15 protein-coding genes and 1 pseudogene are annotated in these 16,392 nt (G+C 36.7%); 3 read left to right on the forward strand and 13 right to left on the reverse strand.

Going from position 1 to position 16,392, the window contains the following annotated elements:
* Window positions 1-98: 98 nt before the first annotated feature.
* The 4 genes from BV906_RS09285 to BV906_RS09300 all read right to left on the reverse strand — a co-directional run bounded on the left by BV906_RS09285 (window position 99) and on the right by BV906_RS09300 (window position 4,003).
* On the reverse strand, window positions 99-1,109 hold the full coding sequence (locus BV906_RS09285; RefSeq protein WP_087973250.1) for a VOC family protein: 1,011 nt from the start codon (window positions 1,107-1,109) through the stop codon (window positions 99-101).
* Window positions 1,110-1,177: 68 nt separating this feature from the next.
* Window positions 1,178-2,206, reverse strand: coding sequence for an NAD(P)/FAD-dependent oxidoreductase (locus BV906_RS09290; RefSeq protein WP_087973251.1), 1,029 nt, complete (start codon window positions 2,204-2,206; stop codon window positions 1,178-1,180).
* Between the two features lie 34 nt (window positions 2,207-2,240).
* Window positions 2,241-2,729 (reverse strand): aromatic-ring-hydroxylating dioxygenase subunit beta, encoded by a 489-nt coding sequence (locus BV906_RS09295; protein ID WP_087973252.1) that lies wholly within the window; start codon window positions 2,727-2,729, stop codon window positions 2,241-2,243.
* The gene (locus BV906_RS09300; protein ID WP_087973253.1) at window positions 2,726-4,003 is read right to left on the reverse strand and encodes an aromatic ring-hydroxylating oxygenase subunit alpha; all 1,278 of its coding nucleotides are present in this window, start codon (window positions 4,001-4,003) and stop codon (window positions 2,726-2,728) included. Before BV906_RS09300 ends, BV906_RS09295 begins: the two co-directional genes overlap by 4 nt.
* Window positions 4,004-4,530: 527 nt before the next feature.
* Between BV906_RS09300 and BV906_RS09305 the strand changes: the two genes are divergently transcribed.
* Window positions 4,531-5,412: a LysR family transcriptional regulator gene (locus BV906_RS09305; RefSeq protein ID WP_087973254.1), complete on the forward strand. Its 882-nt coding sequence runs from the start codon at window positions 4,531-4,533 to the stop codon at window positions 5,410-5,412.
* Between the two features lie 69 nt (window positions 5,413-5,481).
* Here the strand turns inward: BV906_RS09305 and BV906_RS09310 are convergent, their stop codons facing one another.
* The 6 genes from BV906_RS09310 to BV906_RS09335 all read right to left on the reverse strand — a co-directional run bounded on the left by BV906_RS09310 (window position 5,482) and on the right by BV906_RS09335 (window position 10,846).
* On the reverse strand, window positions 5,482-5,673 hold the full coding sequence (locus BV906_RS09310) for a 4-oxalocrotonate tautomerase (protein ID WP_087973255.1): 192 nt from the start codon (window positions 5,671-5,673) through the stop codon (window positions 5,482-5,484).
* Between the two features lie 40 nt (window positions 5,674-5,713).
* The gene (locus tag BV906_RS09315) at window positions 5,714-6,502 is read right to left on the reverse strand and encodes a 2-keto-4-pentenoate hydratase (protein ID WP_087973256.1); all 789 of its coding nucleotides are present in this window, start codon (window positions 6,500-6,502) and stop codon (window positions 5,714-5,716) included.
* Window positions 6,503-6,580: 78 nt separating this feature from the next.
* Entirely contained in the window at window positions 6,581-7,606 is a 1,026-nt protein-coding gene (dmpG, locus tag BV906_RS09320; RefSeq protein ID WP_087973257.1) for a 4-hydroxy-2-oxovalerate aldolase, read from the reverse strand.
* Between the two features lie 15 nt (window positions 7,607-7,621).
* Window positions 7,622-8,512, reverse strand: a complete 891-nt coding sequence (locus tag BV906_RS09325) for an acetaldehyde dehydrogenase (acetylating) (protein ID WP_087973258.1) — start codon at window positions 8,510-8,512, stop codon at window positions 7,622-7,624.
* 60 nt (window positions 8,513-8,572) lie between these two features.
* Complete coding sequence (locus tag BV906_RS09330; protein ID WP_087973259.1) at window positions 8,573-9,367, reverse strand: 2-keto-4-pentenoate hydratase; 795 nt, start codon at window positions 9,365-9,367, stop codon at window positions 8,573-8,575.
* An 18-nt stretch (window positions 9,368-9,385) separates the two neighbouring features.
* Complete coding sequence (locus BV906_RS09335) at window positions 9,386-10,846, reverse strand: aldehyde dehydrogenase (RefSeq protein ID WP_087973260.1); 1,461 nt, start codon at window positions 10,844-10,846, stop codon at window positions 9,386-9,388.
* Window positions 10,847-11,145: 299 nt separating this feature from the next.
* Between BV906_RS09335 and BV906_RS09340 the strand changes: the two genes are divergently transcribed.
* Window positions 11,146-11,940 carry an IclR family transcriptional regulator gene (locus tag BV906_RS09340; RefSeq protein ID WP_087973261.1) on the forward strand — a complete coding sequence of 265 codons (795 nt, stop codon included), beginning with the start codon at window positions 11,146-11,148 and terminating at the stop codon, window positions 11,938-11,940.
* Between the two features lie 331 nt (window positions 11,941-12,271).
* On the opposite strand, the pseudogene BV906_RS09345 reads toward BV906_RS09340, so the two are convergent.
* Together BV906_RS09345 and hprK are read right to left on the reverse strand one after the other, a co-directional pair.
* Window positions 12,272-12,638: pseudogene (locus BV906_RS09345) on the reverse strand (iron chaperone).
* A gap of 202 nt (window positions 12,639-12,840) precedes the next feature.
* Window positions 12,841-13,755 (reverse strand): HPr(Ser) kinase/phosphatase, encoded by a 915-nt coding sequence (gene hprK, locus BV906_RS09350; RefSeq protein ID WP_087973262.1) that lies wholly within the window; start codon window positions 13,753-13,755, stop codon window positions 12,841-12,843.
* Window positions 13,756-14,051: 296 nt separating this feature from the next.
* On the opposite strand from hprK, the gene BV906_RS09355 reads away from it, so the two are divergent.
* A complete protein-coding gene (locus tag BV906_RS09355) occupies window positions 14,052-14,606 on the forward strand; it encodes a Maf family protein (protein ID WP_087973263.1) in 555 nt (184 codons plus the stop codon).
* A gap of 290 nt (window positions 14,607-14,896) precedes the next feature.
* Here the strand turns inward: BV906_RS09355 and BV906_RS09360 are convergent, their stop codons facing one another.
* On the reverse strand, window positions 14,897-15,946 hold the full coding sequence (locus BV906_RS09360; RefSeq protein WP_087973264.1) for a methyl-accepting chemotaxis protein: 1,050 nt from the start codon (window positions 15,944-15,946) through the stop codon (window positions 14,897-14,899).
* Between the last annotated feature and the right edge of the window lie 446 nt (window positions 15,947-16,392).

A 16,392-nucleotide genomic window follows, 5' to 3' on the forward strand; every position in this document is an offset into this window, starting at 1 on the left:
CTAGCATCGTATTTTTTAGACTAAGACAAGTAAGAAAGTTTTATACTTCCTTATTTGTAAATGAAAGATAGACTGAACAGTCTATCTTTCTTCTTTTTTTATTCGCCAATTTTCGTTCCGTAAGTAAAGTAGGATTCCGGTGGTGTACTTCCCCACATTTCCAGACCTAATTGACCTTTACCTGCAGACCATTCGATTGCTTCCCAATCTGGTGAGAACATCAAGAATCCGCCTGTCCAAATTTCTATACGATGACCAGAAGGTTCAAAAACATAAATGAATTGTGCACCACTTGTTCCATGCTTACCAGGACCCCACTCAATCTTAATACCATTTTCTACCATGATATTTGCTGCGCGAATTAATTCATCAGGGGAATCTAAGTAATATGCTAGATGGTGGAATTTTGAACCAGTTTGTTGTGAGTTTCTCATAAATGCGATTTCATGAGCAATATTTGTTCTACTTAACCATGAACCTAAACGTATATCCTCATTGTTCTGTACATAATAACGATGATGAATACCAAGTAGTTCTGTCCACCATTGTTGTTCTTTTTGCACATCATCAGTCAAAATGTTAACATGGTCAAAACGACGAGGGGAAACTCCTCTCATCATATATTTACTTGGATGACTCGGTAGTTTAGAAATCAATTTTGGATCATTCGTTACAAACTTTTCTTTTTCCCAATACAATTCAACCGGTAAACCTGTAGGTGATTTAAAATGAAGCAGATCTCCTAATCCTTTCTTTTGTCCACCTTCAACCCAATTGTATTCAATGTTCATTTCTTTAAAAAGTTTTTCAAATAATAGTAGGGATTCTTTCGAGCTTACACGCCAGCCAATGCGATTCACTTCTGATTTATCCGATGCTTTTAATACTAGTGTGTGATGATCAAAGTCCTGCCATGCGCGTAAATAAGCAGTATCCCCATCTGTTTCTGTTAATACAAGACCCAATACTTCTGTATAGAACCATAATGATTCATCGAAATTATCGACGCTGATTTCTACATGTCCTAGGTGTGCAACCGTTCGTAGATAGGTCTCTAACCTTTCTTGTGCTGTTTCTTTACTGATAATTTCTTCTGATACTTTTGACATTTATATTACCTCCAAAGTTTGTTTTTAAAATATTGTATTGAAAGTTCACCCAATTAATAATCTCAACTCTATCCTGCGACAACTTTACTTTTCTTTTGCTTCTTTTCTCTGCTCATAATGGATGTACTATGTGCAGTGTGAAGGGATTCATCTGGATTAATGTAAACCTTCGCATTACTCACCGCAATTGGAGCTTCGCCAAAACCAGTTGCCATTAACTTAACTTTACCTTCATATGTTGATATATCTCCAACAGCATAAATACCTGGTATATTGGTCTCCGCCTTTGAGTTGACTACAATAGAATTTTTATTTATGGCTAATCCCCAGTCATTAATAGGACCTAAATTAGATATAAAACCATAATTCAGAATATAATCATCTACTTTTAGTTCGGTAATTTCGTCACTTTTTGCTTCTTTCAACTTTATTGATTCAATTTTGGCCTCTCCCACTATTTCAGTAGGAGTAAATGGTGTTAAGATATTAACCGACGACTCCTTCAGTAGCTTTACACTATAATCATGTGCTCTAAAGCGATCTCGTCGGTGAACGATCGTAACGCTTGATGCGATATTCTCTAACATTAAAGCCCAATCCACCGCTGAATCTCCACCACCAAAAACAGCTACATCTCTATTTTTAAATTCATTGAGATCTTTAATGTGATAATGAAGGTTCTCCCCTTCAAATTTATCTTCATTCTCCAAGTTCATTTTCCTTGGTTTAAAGGCACCATTTCCAGCAGTAATAATAATGGTTCTAGAATAATGTGTTTGCTTACTTGTTTTTATCGTGAAAATATCGTCTTCCTTTGTAACCTCTAAGACCTCTTCTTCCAAACAAATATCATTTTCAAATTGGCTCATTTGTTCCATCAATCCATCGACCAAATCACTCGCTTTGATCTTTGGAAATCCAGCAACATCATGCACGTATTTATCTGGATATAATGCTGCAAGTTGACCACCTAATTCTGGTAGACTCTCAATTATTTTCACACTTGCTTGTCTCATACCTGCATAAAAAGCAGTAAATAAACCTACTGGACCTCCACCTATAATGGTCATATCGTATATTTCTTTTTCGGTACTCATTCCATCCACCACCTTTTAATTCTTGATGAGACTACTATAAAATTAAACTAATCTTTCCATGAGGTCTTAAACTATCTAAATTTAAAATGACTTTTTTACTTTTGATAGCAAATCCATTATTCTCCAAAACAATCTCATACTCATTTCTTCCAATAAACGTATCTACTACCTCTCGTTTTGTTCGGTGTGTTGTAAAATTGCACTCCACCGTAATCACATCAGAATCCAGATTACTAACGATTATATTATGAACATTTCTCGTCGTAGTAGAATGTGGGTATTCGACATGTGCTTCCTTCTTTAAAAGCCTTTCCGCACGTTCTTGCAGTCGAGCTCGATTATCATGAACATAGTATAAAGATTTTGTTGCATCTGCATTTGGATCACCCAAAGGAGGTACAGTATAGGTAGCATCATCCGTAAACAATGCAGCCCACTCATTCAACTGCCATTCATCTAATATCTTTGCTTCCCTATATAGAAAATCAACTACATCTTGACGCGTTACCGTTGTGACAGTCATTTTAAAGCAGCCTCCTTTTCCAAGGATTCTTGAATTCTTGTATTATATTGCCTCCAAAAATTCCTCATTTGAACCTCATCTGTTGCCAGCGCGTTACCTTCTCCTCTAACCATTCCTTTGGAAATATCATTCCACTCAACCTCTTGGTTATTGTTATATGCTTCCTGACATAATTCCAATGCTTCATTATCGTCTGGTGTCGCGAAGCCGCCTGGGCCTAAAAATTCCAGGAAGTTATTATTTCTCGCCAATCTATGTTTCTCGTTTTCTCCCTTAGGAGCTAATGAATATCCGGATACTTCCATATAACCAGGCGATGTCGGGTAAAATGTTCTTGCTGTCACAGCCATAATGTCATTAATGACTAGGTTAGGGAATATTACGATGTTCCGATTGTAATTTGCGATTCGATCTGCACGTTCCTCGCCAAATCGATCCGCAAGTTTAACTTTCATTTCTTCCATATCTGCTTTAAATTTCTCATCCCATATTGGAGTCCATTGTGCAACAGGTCTTCCCCATGGAGCTACATATTCAATAACACCATGACCATTGTCCAATTCAATCCCTTTTCCTTCTAATTTCACGCGTTTTAAATTAGGATCTTGTGCTTGCTTAATGTCAAAATACGTTTTATGGGTTGGCATACCATGGTATAAGTCAACACTATTCTCAGCTAACAACTTCCAGTTTGCTCTCACACTGTACTCTTGTACGCCACCTAAAGCTTCTAATCCATTTTCCGATTGATCCACTACCAGATCAATGTATTCTTTCGCATTTCCTAAATATTCATCTAAAGAAATAGCATTTTCATCAAAGTTTACAAACATGAATCCACGATAGTTTTCTATTCTATTAACCGCTTTCATGTTCTTCGTACCTTCATCATTAAAATCTTCAGGAAAACCATCTTTCCCAGGCATTCCTACTAGCTCACCGTCATTTTTAAAACTCCAAGCATGGTAGAAACAACGGAATACTCTTGAATTCCCTTCGTTTTCCCTACAAACCAATGCTCCACGATGTGGACATGTATTGTATAAAGCTCTAATTTCGCCATCCTGGCTGTGTACAAATAGCAAGTTGCGTCCGCCAACTTTTTTTCGTTTATAATCACCTAATTCAGGAATCTCCGTTTCATGCCCGATGAACAACCAGCACTTATTGAAAATTTCTGCTCGCTCTCTTGCTAATATTTCTTTATCAGAAAACACACTTCGATGAACAAGAAATTCATGTTTCTCTGTATTATCACGTATAATTTGATCCATTTGATACCCTCCAGTTTCTATTAAGAGTTTATTTCCTTTTGATTGCCTCTACATTTTCTGTAACTTAAGTAACTCTTGCATGGTATCCGATTCCCTAATTTGTTACCGCTTGCATTTCCTCAACTGCTTTTAACTCGTTGTTCATTTGTACCACTACCTCTAACAGCTCTTGTTACAAAAGCAACTTTAACTTTCTAATATCTCACGCATTCGATTATCTTCTAAAATCACTCCTCAGCAGATAACCTAAATTAATTTGTGATTTGTTTGCTTACTACTCATTATAAGAGTCTGATTATTTAGATTCCAATTGAATTTATTTTGCTTTACATATAAATTTCAAAAAATAATCTATATTAGTAAATTTCGATTAGTTAAGTTGACATCCAGTAGTTTTTTGTTCTATCATAAATCTATAGTTTTCTCTATTTTTTTAAGTTACGCTATTATTCTACAAAAAAGCATCATTCAAACTATATTTGTAAACGCTTTCCGAAATTGAAATAAGCTAGTCCAGGAGGAATAAAATGAACGAAAGTCAATTACATACTTTTCTAACTGTAGCCAAATATAAAAGCTATTCAAAAGCTGCCGTTGTCCTTAATGTTACGCAACCAACCATTACATCAAGAATAAAGGCTCTAGAAGATATCTTAAGTTGCGAGCTTTTTAAAAGAATTGGTCATGAAATTTTCTTAACACAAGAAGGAAATATGTTTATCGACTATGCTGAAAATATTCTAGTATATATGAAACATTCAAAAGAAATTACAAACCAGGTTAAAGATCCGGTCATAAAAGTTGGTTTCTCCCCCGGATACTCTTATTCATTTATTATAGAACTTTTAAAAACAATCAAATTAATTGGCAAGATAGATATCCAGGTGATTGAATCTGATTCTGTCAGTTTAAATGAATTGGCTCTCTCAGGTGAAGTAGACTTAATATTCACTAGAGATGTTCTATTAAATAATCATGACATTATTTCAGAATATCTATTTGATAATAACCTTGTAATTGCCCTACCAGAAAGCCATCATCTATGTCAGAAACAAACGCTTCACATAGAAGACTTAAGTGAGGAAACGATTATCAGTTATAAACGAAATTCTTATTTATGGAACCTAATTGATAAACAACTCATGGGTGCACAAAATATAACTCGCATTGATGTTGATCATAATGAAATGCTTTTTAAAGCAGTTGCAAGTGAGATAGGAATTGGAATCATTCCTATGCTTGGTATTGATAAGCAATATGAAAGTGAAGTGGAAATACGGGAAATAAGTGAGATTTCCAATATCCCGAATAAAGTTTATGTACAATACCGGAAAAATGATCGAATAGAAAATATTGCTAAAAAAATCATTTACTCTATCATTAATCATAAATATAAAGAAGTCCACTGAGGCGGATATGGAAAAAAGGTTCTTCTGCCGTCCATAAACTGGAGGCAAAAGAACCGACCATATTTCTTCCTACTTCCCTAACTTTTCTGCTGTTTTACCACCAACAGACCAATGCGATTTTGGTACTTCATTAACAATAACACGGACATTTTCTATCGGGGCATCCAATGACTCACTAACCGTATTACTAACATTCTTCATTAATGCTTCAATTTTTTCTGGAGATCTTCCTTCCAACACTTGTATATTTATAAGTGGCATGCTTTTCCCTCCTAATATCAAGATTATCCTATTATTTATATTATTCTTTTACAAAGAAAGAAACATCACCTAAACCACCATATTTTACATTAACAAAATCACCAGGAGATAGACGGACTGCGGATGTAATACCACCCGTTAAAATAGGTTGTCCAGCTTTTACCTTTTCTCCCTTTTTACTTAACATATTAGCAAGTCTTGCAACAGATTTGGCTGGATGCCCCAATACGGCAGCGCCAGCTCCCAATGACCTGATCTCTCCATTTATCGATAATGTTACTCCAACGACATCCAATTCTAATTCTTCAGGTTTTCTTAAATATGTTCCAAACACTGCCCCTGCTGCAGAAGTGTTATCCGCAATAACATCTGGAAGTGTAAAGTTGAAGTTCTCATATCGACTATCAATAATCTCAATCGCCGGAAAAACATAATCTGTTGCGCGCAATACATCTAGAGAAGTAATGCCAGGTCCTTCCAAATCTCTTCCTAAGATAAACCCAATTTCAGGTTCTACTTTTGGATGGATATAATCAGATATGGAAATGGAATCTCCTTCTTCGACTACCATATTATCAAATACATAGCCATATATCGGATCATCTACATCCATTTGTTTCATTTTAGCTTCACTTGTTATTCCCATCTTCGGACCAATAATTTTATGCCCTTCTTCTAATTTCTGGCGAATCAGTTCTTCTTGAACGAGATATGCTTCATCAATGGAAAGTTCCGGATATAAATCCGTCGTAATTTTTGTTATTTCTTGTTTTTCTTTTTCTGCGTTGTGTACATAATTAGCTAGTTCTTTGATTTGATTAGTATCCATATTGTCATATCACTCCAGTTACAATTGTTTATTTTTATATCAACGAACAATTTTAATTACTCTCTATTAATAATTAATTTACAATTGTAGTTGTTTTTTCTTTTTTTCTAGTTCAGCCGCAACATCTATAATCATATCTTCTTGGCCGCCAATAATTTCCCGCTTACCTAATTCTATCAAGATATCACGGGAATCTACGGAGAATTTCTCAGCCGCTCGGTTGGCATGTAATAGAAAACTAGAATATACTCCTGCATAACCTAATGTTAAGCTATCACGATTGATTTCTTGCGGTTTTGGTAAAATTGGCGCAACAATTTCTTCGGCAATATCCATCATCTTGTACAAATCAACACCTGTATGGATGCCCATTCTTTCTAAAACTGCAACTAATACTTCTGTTTGGGTATTCCCTGCACCTGCACCTAAACAACGAATACTACCATCGATTCGAGTGGCACCTTCTTCAATTGCCACTAATGTATTAGCCATTGCAAGGGACAAATTGTTATGGCCATGGAACCCAATATTTACTGTTAACTCTTGGCGAAGTGCCTTGATTCTATCTTTCACTTCATGCGGAAGTAGTGCACCTGCAGAGTCTACAACATAGATCGTATCGGCGCCATAGCTTTCCATTAATTTAGCTTGCTCTACTAATTTTTCAACTGGAGCCATATGACTCATCATTAGGAAGCCAACCGTTTCCAGTCCTAGTGTTTTTGCCGTTTCGATATGCTGTTTAGAAACATCCGCTTCTGTTACATGTGTTGCGATTCTTGCCATTTTTGCTCCAAGACCCGCTGCCACTTTCAGATCCTCAATTGTTCCAATACCTGGAAGCAATAATACCGCAATCTTCGAAAAATCGGCAACAGACACTGCTGCTTCAATTAATTTCAATTCATCTGTTCCAGATAATCCATATTGTAATGAAGAACCACCTAATCCATCACCATGGGTAACCTCAATATACGGAACTTTCGCCTCATTTAGCGCTTTTGCAACGGATGTTACTTGATCAACTGTAAACTGGTGGCTAACAGCATGACTTCCATCGCGTAATGCAACTTCGGTAAGTTTAATATCTATTTGATTTGACATATTATTCCTCCTTTCTTAAGCTCTATTAGCTGATAAATTCGCACGATTTTTTGCAAATTCTTCTGCAACTTTAACTGCTGCAGCTGTCATAATATCAAGATTTCCAGCATATTTCGGTAAGTAATGTCCTGCTCCTTCGATTTCAAGGAATACAGTAACTTTATTGCCATCAAAGATAGGTTCTGTACGCACATTATATCCAGGCACATAGGATTGAACTTTTTTCGCCATTTCTAGGACAGAATTCGTAATTTTCGCTTGATCCATCGTACCTTCTTCAACAACTGCATGGACAGTATCACGCATCAAAATCGGCGGTTCAGCAGGATTTAGGATGATGATTGCCTTTCCTTTATTAGCTCCACCGACTTCTTCAATTGCCTTTGCCGTCGTTTCAGTAAATTCATCAATATTTGCTCTTGTTCCTGGTCCAGCACTTTTACTTGAAATAGTCGCAACAATTTCTCCATATTCTACATTTGCAACTTGATTGATCGCATGAATAATTGGAATCGTTGCCTGTCCACCACATGTAATTAGATTGACATTATCTGCCTCTAAATGTTCACCAAGGTTCACTGTAGGAGCAACAAATGGTCCGATAGCAGCTGGTGTTAAATCAAGCATTTGTTTGCCAAGTTTTTTGGCTACTTCTGCATTATGAACATGTGCACCAGCACTTGTTGCATCAAAAACAATATCTACTAAATCTGGATGATCAAGTAGCCCATCAACCCCATTATCAAATACCTGAAGCCCTAAATATTGGGCATGTTTCATTCCACGTGATGTTAAATCAATCCCCATCATTGCCGTTAATTCCAATTCATCTGAATTTGCTAATTTAATCATTAGGTCTGATCCTATATTTCCAGAGCCAATGATACCGACTTTCACTTTTCCCATAGTACCCCTCCTTGATTTTATTAAAGTTTTAGAACCTTATAAAAATGGACTTTCACTTTTTCATTCCGAAAACGATACATGCACTTCCCCTAATTCAGCAAATTTCGCGTAAAAATGGTCTCCAGGTTTTCCTTCTACTGCAGCTGATAATGCTCCAGATAGAATGACTTCCCCTTTTTTCAGTGTAATTCCATAGTTTGCTAATTTATTAGCCAACCATGCAACACATTTTGCTGGGTCACCTAAAGCTGCTGCACCAACTCCAGTGTTTAATAATTCGCCATTTTTGTAGAGAGCCATCCCAATTTGTTTTAGGTCCACGTCTCCAACTTTTCTTGGTCTGCCCCCAAGTACATACAATCCGGAGGAAGCATTATCTGCAACCGTGTCCGCTAATGTAATCTTCCAATCTTTTATACGACTATCTACAATTTCCAGTGCAGGAACGATTGCATCTGTTGCTTTTAGTACATCTAATGACGTTACATTTGGTCCAACTAAATCTTCTTTTAAAATAAAAGCAAGTTCTCCTTCTACTTTTGGTTGTAAAACAAGATCAGATGATATCGTTCCACCATTTTCAATTTCCATTTGATCTAATAAGTGGCCATAATCCGGTTCACCTACACCTAACATTTCTTGCATCGCCTTGGATGTTAGGCCAATCTTTTTACCCGTGATGCGTTCACCGTTTTTAACATATTGATTAATGGTGTGCAACTGTACTTGATAGGCCTCATCGACAGAGAGGTCAGGATCCAGCACGGTAACTGGCTGAACCCCTTCTTTTAGACTCCAAGCATTGCTTAAGTGTTTTGCATGACTTTCCGTTTTTGTTGTATTTTCCGTTTTCATTGGTATCCTCCTGCATTCCTACATTTTAAGAGTGATATTTGTTAATTCAGAGTAGAAGTCAAAACTATGTGCTCCACCTTCGCGACCGACACCACTATGTTTCATTCCACCGAATGGTGTACGCAAATCACGTAAGAACCATGTGTTAACCCAAACGATACCAGCTTCGATTTGTCCACTAAAACGGGTAGCACGTTTAACATTACCGGTCCAGACACTTGCACTTAAACCATAATGTGTATCATTAACTTGTTCCAGTACCTCTTCTTCTGTATCAAAAGGAATGACGGTTACAACCGGTCCAAAAATTTCTTCACGTACACATCTTGAGTCTTTACCTAAACCTGTAATAATGGTTGGTTCCACGAAATATCCTTTATCAAATCCTTCCGCAGCCTTACCACCTGTTAAGAATGTTCCGTTTTCCTCTTTTGCAATATCCAAGTAGCTAAGCACTTTATTATAGTGCTCCTCACTTACTAACGCTCCAACGTTTGTATTTGGATCAAAAGGATCACCAACAACTAGCTCTTTCGTCTTCGCCGTAAATCGTTCTAGAAATTCGTCATAGACTGGACGCTCTACATAAATTCTTGAACCGCATAGGCATACTTCACCCTGATTAATAAAACTAGAACGAATTGTCGTTTCAATCACATCTTCCATATCCGCATCTGCGAATATAACATTTGGATTTTTACCACCAAGTTCAAAGGATAATTTTTTCAATGTTGGTGCAGCAGCCTTCATAATTGTAGAACCTGTTACCGTTTCACCTGTAAAGGCAATAGCATCTACATTATCATGAGACGTTAGAGCTGCTCCAGTTTCCCCAAAACCATGGACAACATTTACTACACCGTCCGGCACACCAGCATCCTTACATATTTGAGCCAGGATGGTTGCTGTAATTGGTGTTACTTCAGATGGCTTCATTACAGCTGTATTTCCTGCCGCAAGAGCTGGAGCCAACTTCCAAGTCATAAGAAATAGTGGCAAGTTCCATGGGTTAATAAGTCCTACAACTCCAACTGGCTTACGAACGGCATAATGAATGGCTATATCATCTTGCTGATATGCTTCCGTTCCTACTGTAGTCATATAGTCCGCAAAGAAATAGAAGTTATTAGCTGCCCGGTCAATATCAACACTCTTAGATAGCCATATTGGTTTACCAGTATCCAAGGATTCCAGTCTTGCCAATTCATCTTGTCTTTCCAAAATCAAATCGCCAATTTTACGAATGATGTTGGATCGTTTCTTTAAGGGCATGTTCCCCCATTCACCTTTAAGTGCTTTTCTTGCAGCGCGTACCGCTTGATCAACCTCTTCTGTTCCGCCTTCCGCAACGTTCCCTAATAGCTCTTCTGTTGCCGGATTCGTATTTTCAAATGTCTTCCCGTTACCTGACTGTACATAGCTGCCATCAATGAAATGGGAACAATCCATTCTTTCTGTTCTGTTTTCAGTAGTTTGCATGTAAAATTCCTCCTATTTTTTTGGAAACGTATACATGAATTCCAATTTTTAAATGAAATGATTCAATAATGTTGAAATCTTTCCTTTGTTATCAACATATTCTTATTATAGATTTGATAGAAAAATTTAAAAAGGGCGTTGTTCCTCTATACGCAACAAATATGAAAATAATTAATAAATTCTTCTGAGAATATATTTGGAAATCGTTTACAATCCTGTATAATTAACTTATTAATAAGAATAAGAGTTAAATTAAGTTGTTCTTTTATATAAAACAGTTTTGAAAGGAAATGAAATACATGACAAGGAAAAAAAATGACCCCCAAGTTCTTTCATCGGTTAAAAATGCACTACTTATCCTAAAAAGCTTTTCTACATTTGAACCGACAAAAAGGGTTAGCGAACTAGCTGAATCATTAGGCTTAGCGAAAAGCACTGTCAGTCGATTACTATCAACACTTGCTAGTGAGGGATTTGTTATAAAAGATCAAAAAACAAGTGCATACCGATTAGGAATATCCGTTCTCACACTTGCGGGGATTGTTACGAACAATTTAGAAATTCATAAAGAAGCTGCACCAGTCCTACATAAACTAGTAGGTGATACTGGTGAAACCGCACATTTAGCTGTCATGGACGGGCTCGATACAATCTATATTCATAAAGAGGAATGTAGCCATCCTGTCCGTATTTTAACACATCTCGGTAGGAGGAATCCTTCTTATTGTACGAGTTCAGGTAAAGTACTCCTTGCATATAGCGGGGAGCAGGTTGTCGAAGATGTTATTAATAAAGGGTTAATTTCCCACACAGAAAATAGTATTACAGACTCTAACGTACTTCGCAAAGAATTAAAGATGATCCGTGAACAAAGATATGCTGTCAGTACAGAGGAGTTAACAGAAGGAACTAAATCAGTTGCTGCCCCAATACGGGATTACACTGGTAAGGTTGTTAGCGCGATTACTGTTGTTGGACCTATTCAGCGCATGAAAGACCATAAAATACCTGATATAGCCAAGAAAGTGATTGAAGCTGGAAAAGAAGCATCCACAAGATTGGGATATGATGAAAGATATTTTAGGAATTTCTAATGGAAGGGGAGTTTTTTAAGATCCTAAGCGACATTGAAAACGAACCATCACCAAACATACATGATAATTGCTTTCGATCAAATCTGTTTTTCAAAAACTCACTTATTTGCTCACAGCTTTTCCGAGCGATTATACCTGTAATGGGGCCAATAATGCTCGGATTGGTCGATTGTAACCTGTTCATATGCTAGATTGAAAATTTTAATATGCTTCTTTCGGTGTTCTTGCACAATGAGAGCTTTGAACACCGTTTACAAGTTGCAAGAAGAAAAGAAGATCAATATAATGGTTGAAAACGCAAATAGGAACCTCTAAGTACTATTAATTTATTTTATTTCCGCCAAAAAGTTGAACAGTCTGCCTTATCCAAAATATTAAACTCGACTATTTTCTCAAGTAATGAAAAATCAACATGACTATCCCACTGGAGTCGCATCAACTCCTTCGTACAATCATAGCCAGCTAAATCAATTTCTTCAGAAAAATGATTAATCGCTTTCCCTTCAGGTGCAACAGCCATATGTTTTTTAGCAGTGCTAAATCCAATTATATGTCCCGTGATCGGTAAACATGGGCTGATTCCACTTCATTGTTGGTGTTAAATTTGGAAATTGCTTAGTTACCCAAGTCAAAACTTCCTCTGTTTGTACCCGATGTTGGTCGTTATCAATATGTGTTATATATTCTGCAAAACACATTCATGTTGTTCCATCCAAAAATGAAATCTTGTCGTTCAGAGAAGTTCTCCAAGCTCCATCTGTATTTAACAACCCTCATAGAACCGCTCAGAAACATTCGTAAATATTATTACAACCTGGATAATCAACATGCAAGTTATAAGTGTAATGCTGCACTAGAGTTTTCCACTTTTTAATCGTTATGATTTAAAGCAAGAATAGCTTATTTCTCAGTTGATTCAATCCGATGTAAAAAGTCCTCTGCTGCACTATATCCTTGTTGCTGTAAATACCAATTATTTGCTGCCGCTTCAATTAAACCCGCCACATCCCGGCCTGGCTGAAGCTGAATCTCAATATGTGGGATGGACACATCCATATATTCTTTAAATTTCGTCTTAAGTTCCAACTCATTATTTAAGGTGTTTTTTTCCCATTTTGTTAGATTTATATCTAAAGCAATCCTTGTTTCATCCTGGAAAGATTTTCTCCCGTATACTCGTACCACATTCAATAAGCCGACACTTCTGAGTGCAAGAAATTCTTTATTATTCTCATCATGGGTACCGAGAATCGTTTTATGGCTAAGTTTTTTCAATACGACAATATCGTCTGCCACCAATCGATGTCCTCTCCCGATAAGGGTGTGCGCTATTTCACTTTTTCCAATACCGGATTCCCCGCGGAGCAGGATTCCAATTCCGAAGACATTCAAACAAACACCATGCAGAGCAATTTCTGGTGCCAGTGTTTTTGTCAAATAGCCGTCAGCTTTTGCTATGAAATCTGTTGTAGTTTCGGTTGTCCTAAGCAATGGTATGCCTTCTCTTGCACAAAACTTCTTTAAATATGTCAGTCCCTCCTGGTCTCCTGTAACGATAAAGCATGGGGGATGATAGTTTACAATATTGCCAATCCGTTTCTCGCGTTCCTCTTCACTTAGCTGATGTAAGTATGTAATTTCTTTTTTTCCAAGGATTTGCACCCGCTCCATAGGAAAGAAAGCAAAGTAACCGATAAATTCCAAACCTGGTCGATGTGTCTTTAATTTTGTAATTGGCCGGTCCAGCTGGTCGCCCCCTGCCAGAACTTCCAATGAAAACTCTTTTACTAGTCTTTCCACCGCTATTGACTTCATTTTTTATTACACCCTAACTTTCTAAAGTAGTCTATTAATTAATTATACTGTAAAAAAGAGAAGATAGTGAAGAAATACACATAACTTTAGAAATAAATAAATGCATGGATATAAGCAATCAAGTTCAGGAGTGAAAAATCTGCATATTTCCCTATCAATTTAAATTTAAACTTTTATGCAATTTCTTATATCTATTCGAATTACCATATCTTCTCAAATTTTGCTATACTTCACTTGTATATTACTCTCCTTTCATCATTTCTATTTAAAAAGCGAACCCCAAGGAGGAATAACATATGAAAAAGCAACTTATCCTTGCATCATCTTCACCAAGAAGGCAGGAACTTTTAAAACAGGTGCAAATTCCATTTACGATACGTAAACCGGACATAGACGAATCACAAATCAATACAAGTGACCCAATAGAAAAAGTAAAACAACTAGCTATTTTAAAAGGGAGGAATGTCCCTATTTGTAGTAAGGATGAAGTGATTTTATCAGCCGATACCGTTGTTTCATACAATCAAAATATATTTGAAAAACCGAAGAACAAGGAAGATGCATATCAAATGATTTCTAAACTTAGTGGCGTCATCCATGAGGTATTTACCGGTGTCATGATACGTTCAATAGATCTGGAAAAAGTATTTGTCGAACGAACAAAAGTTGAATTTTGGCCGCTATCCGAAGAGGAAATAGAGTGGTATGTATCCTCGAATGAACCGTATGATAAAGCAGGTGCATATGGAATTCAAAGCCTTGGGGCCTTACTTGTTAAACAGATTATTGGTGATTACTACAATGTAATGGGCTTGCCAATCTCCCGCCTCGTCAGGGAACTCCGGGGTTAGGAAGCATGGGGTCTTCTTTTGCTTCCACTTTCTTTCTATTTATTAGCATTTTTCTATACAAAAAGAAGTAACCGCCTCCCCGACCAAGGTTAGCGATTACTTCTTCAGTAAGACAACATAATTATGGTCAACCACTCTTTATACGGTCTTGTAGTTGCCAGTATTGAGTAGTTACCCGTTACTCAGTATCTTATTATAGAGAATAAATTCATTTAATTATACTGTCAATTTAAATACCTTGCGAAATTGGGGTGAACCCCGATTTCACGTTACTTTTTTAATATAATGATTTAGCTTTTTAATGTCCGAATTACACTCTCCATCTCGTCCGTTAATTCACTTAATTCTTTTGATACAACAACAGTCGTCTCTGTAAGCTGTTGTTGCTGATTAGTTCTACTCGACCCTTCTTTTGTACCCGCAACAGAATGTTCAACGGATTGGGAGATATTATCCATTGCTTTAACAGATTGATTAGATTCTGTCTGCATCTGCTGAATAATTTCAGATATATTCTTGGAAGACTTCAATGATTGTTCCGCTAATTTTTTAACTTCATTTGCCACCACAGAAAAACCTTTACCATACTCCCCTGCTCTCGCTGATTCGATAGCAGCATTAAGGGCTAACAGGTTGGTTTGATCTGCTATTCCCGTGATAACCTCAATGATACTTTCAATCGCTTGTGATCTTTGATTCAACTCTTTTATAGTAGCAAATGAATTATCGACATCCTTATTTATTTCTTCCATTTGTTTTAGCAGCGTCACAGTGAACTCACTGCTTCTTTGAGCTTCTTCTGCAGAATCATTTGATTTGTACGAGGCTTTTCGAGCAGTTTTATTAATCGTATTAATACCTTCATTTATATGTGTAATGGTATTTCTGTTATCTTCAATAATCATTAGATGCTGTTCCGTAACCGATGCAACCTCTTCCATGGAAGCAGCCAGTTGGGAACTCGTTTCAGACGATTGCCTGGCATTACTTGATAATACAGATACATTCAAAACCTGTCCCGTAGTCAGAGATAAACGAATTACGATATCATCAATTATTTCCTTCCTTTGTTCTTCCTGCTGTCTTTGGTAGGACTTTTCAATTTTCTTTCCACTGTACACCTGCCAGCTAACCGCACTTGAAGTTAACACCAAAAATATGGCATGCAGCAAAAACATCGAAAACATATAGTGTTCAACTCCGAATACCAACTCAGGAAAAAACAGTAGACCCAGTATGTGCTGTACAGCAAATATTACAGTCATCATAAGCAATAATTTTATTTCTTGATAAAAGCCTAGAGCGGCAACAACCATAAATATACTGAAGTGAAATTCCACCCGACCGCTTCCCCCTGAAATGATTGCAATACTCCCGAAAGTAAGCGTAAGTGTCAATAAATAAGGGATGATGGGATGATGGGATGATTACTATTTTTCCGATAATAAATAATACTTATAACAAAAATTGCAATTGGCAAAATTAACAACACATTTAATGTTATTCAAAACTGTGCTTCAATTTCAGAAGAAGTAACGATATCACCTACACCATGCGAATGGTTAAATAAATGCAAGTATCTGCCTAAAAAATTAATAATAATAGCTAATAGTAGGACTATACAGCTATATAGTGCATAAGTTTGTTCTTTTCACTTTTCATTTCTGTTCTCCCATAACTATTTATTCTTAGAGTAATTTAGTCATAGATCTCTTACCGGTTTACTTGAGATATATGTTTAGCTCTGCTTATCATATAGTAAGGATATTCAAACAAAGACGAACAC

Source organism: Oceanobacillus rekensis (assembly GCF_002153375.1).
GTDB lineage: Bacteria > Bacillota > Bacilli > Bacillales > Amphibacillaceae > Oceanobacillus > Oceanobacillus rekensis.

Bases quoted from the DNA above. Each gene is read 5' to 3' on its own strand.
- BV906_RS09285 (WP_087973250.1), bottom strand. From the start codon at position 1,109: ATGTCAAAAGTATCAGAAGAAATTATCAGTAAAGAAACAGCACAAGAA.
- BV906_RS09290 (WP_087973251.1), bottom strand. From the start codon at position 2,206: ATGAGTACCGAAAAAGAAATATACGATATGACCATTATAGGTGGAGGT.
- BV906_RS09295 (WP_087973252.1), bottom strand. From the start codon at position 2,729: ATGACTGTCACAACGGTAACGCGTCAAGATGTAGTTGATTTTCTATAT.
- BV906_RS09300 (WP_087973253.1), bottom strand. From the start codon at position 4,003: ATGGATCAAATTATACGTGATAATACAGAGAAACATGAATTTCTTGTT.
- BV906_RS09305 (WP_087973254.1), top strand. From the start codon at position 4,531: ATGAACGAAAGTCAATTACATACTTTTCTAACTGTAGCCAAATATAAA.
- BV906_RS09310 (WP_087973255.1), bottom strand. From the start codon at position 5,673: ATGCCACTTATAAATATACAAGTGTTGGAAGGAAGATCTCCAGAAAAA.
- BV906_RS09315 (WP_087973256.1), bottom strand. From the start codon at position 6,502: ATGGATACTAATCAAATCAAAGAACTAGCTAATTATGTACACAACGCA.
- dmpG (WP_087973257.1), bottom strand. From the start codon at position 7,606: ATGTCAAATCAAATAGATATTAAACTTACCGAAGTTGCATTACGCGAT.
- BV906_RS09325 (WP_087973258.1), bottom strand. From the start codon at position 8,512: ATGGGAAAAGTGAAAGTCGGTATCATTGGCTCTGGAAATATAGGATCA.
- BV906_RS09330 (WP_087973259.1), bottom strand. From the start codon at position 9,367: ATGAAAACGGAAAATACAACAAAAACGGAAAGTCATGCAAAACACTTA.
- BV906_RS09335 (WP_087973260.1), bottom strand. From the start codon at position 10,846: ATGCAAACTACTGAAAACAGAACAGAAAGAATGGATTGTTCCCATTTC.
- BV906_RS09340 (WP_087973261.1), top strand. From the start codon at position 11,146: ATGACAAGGAAAAAAAATGACCCCCAAGTTCTTTCATCGGTTAAAAAT.
- hprK (WP_087973262.1), bottom strand. From the start codon at position 13,755: ATGAAGTCAATAGCGGTGGAAAGACTAGTAAAAGAGTTTTCATTGGAA.
- BV906_RS09355 (WP_087973263.1), top strand. From the start codon at position 14,052: ATGAAAAAGCAACTTATCCTTGCATCATCTTCACCAAGAAGGCAGGAA.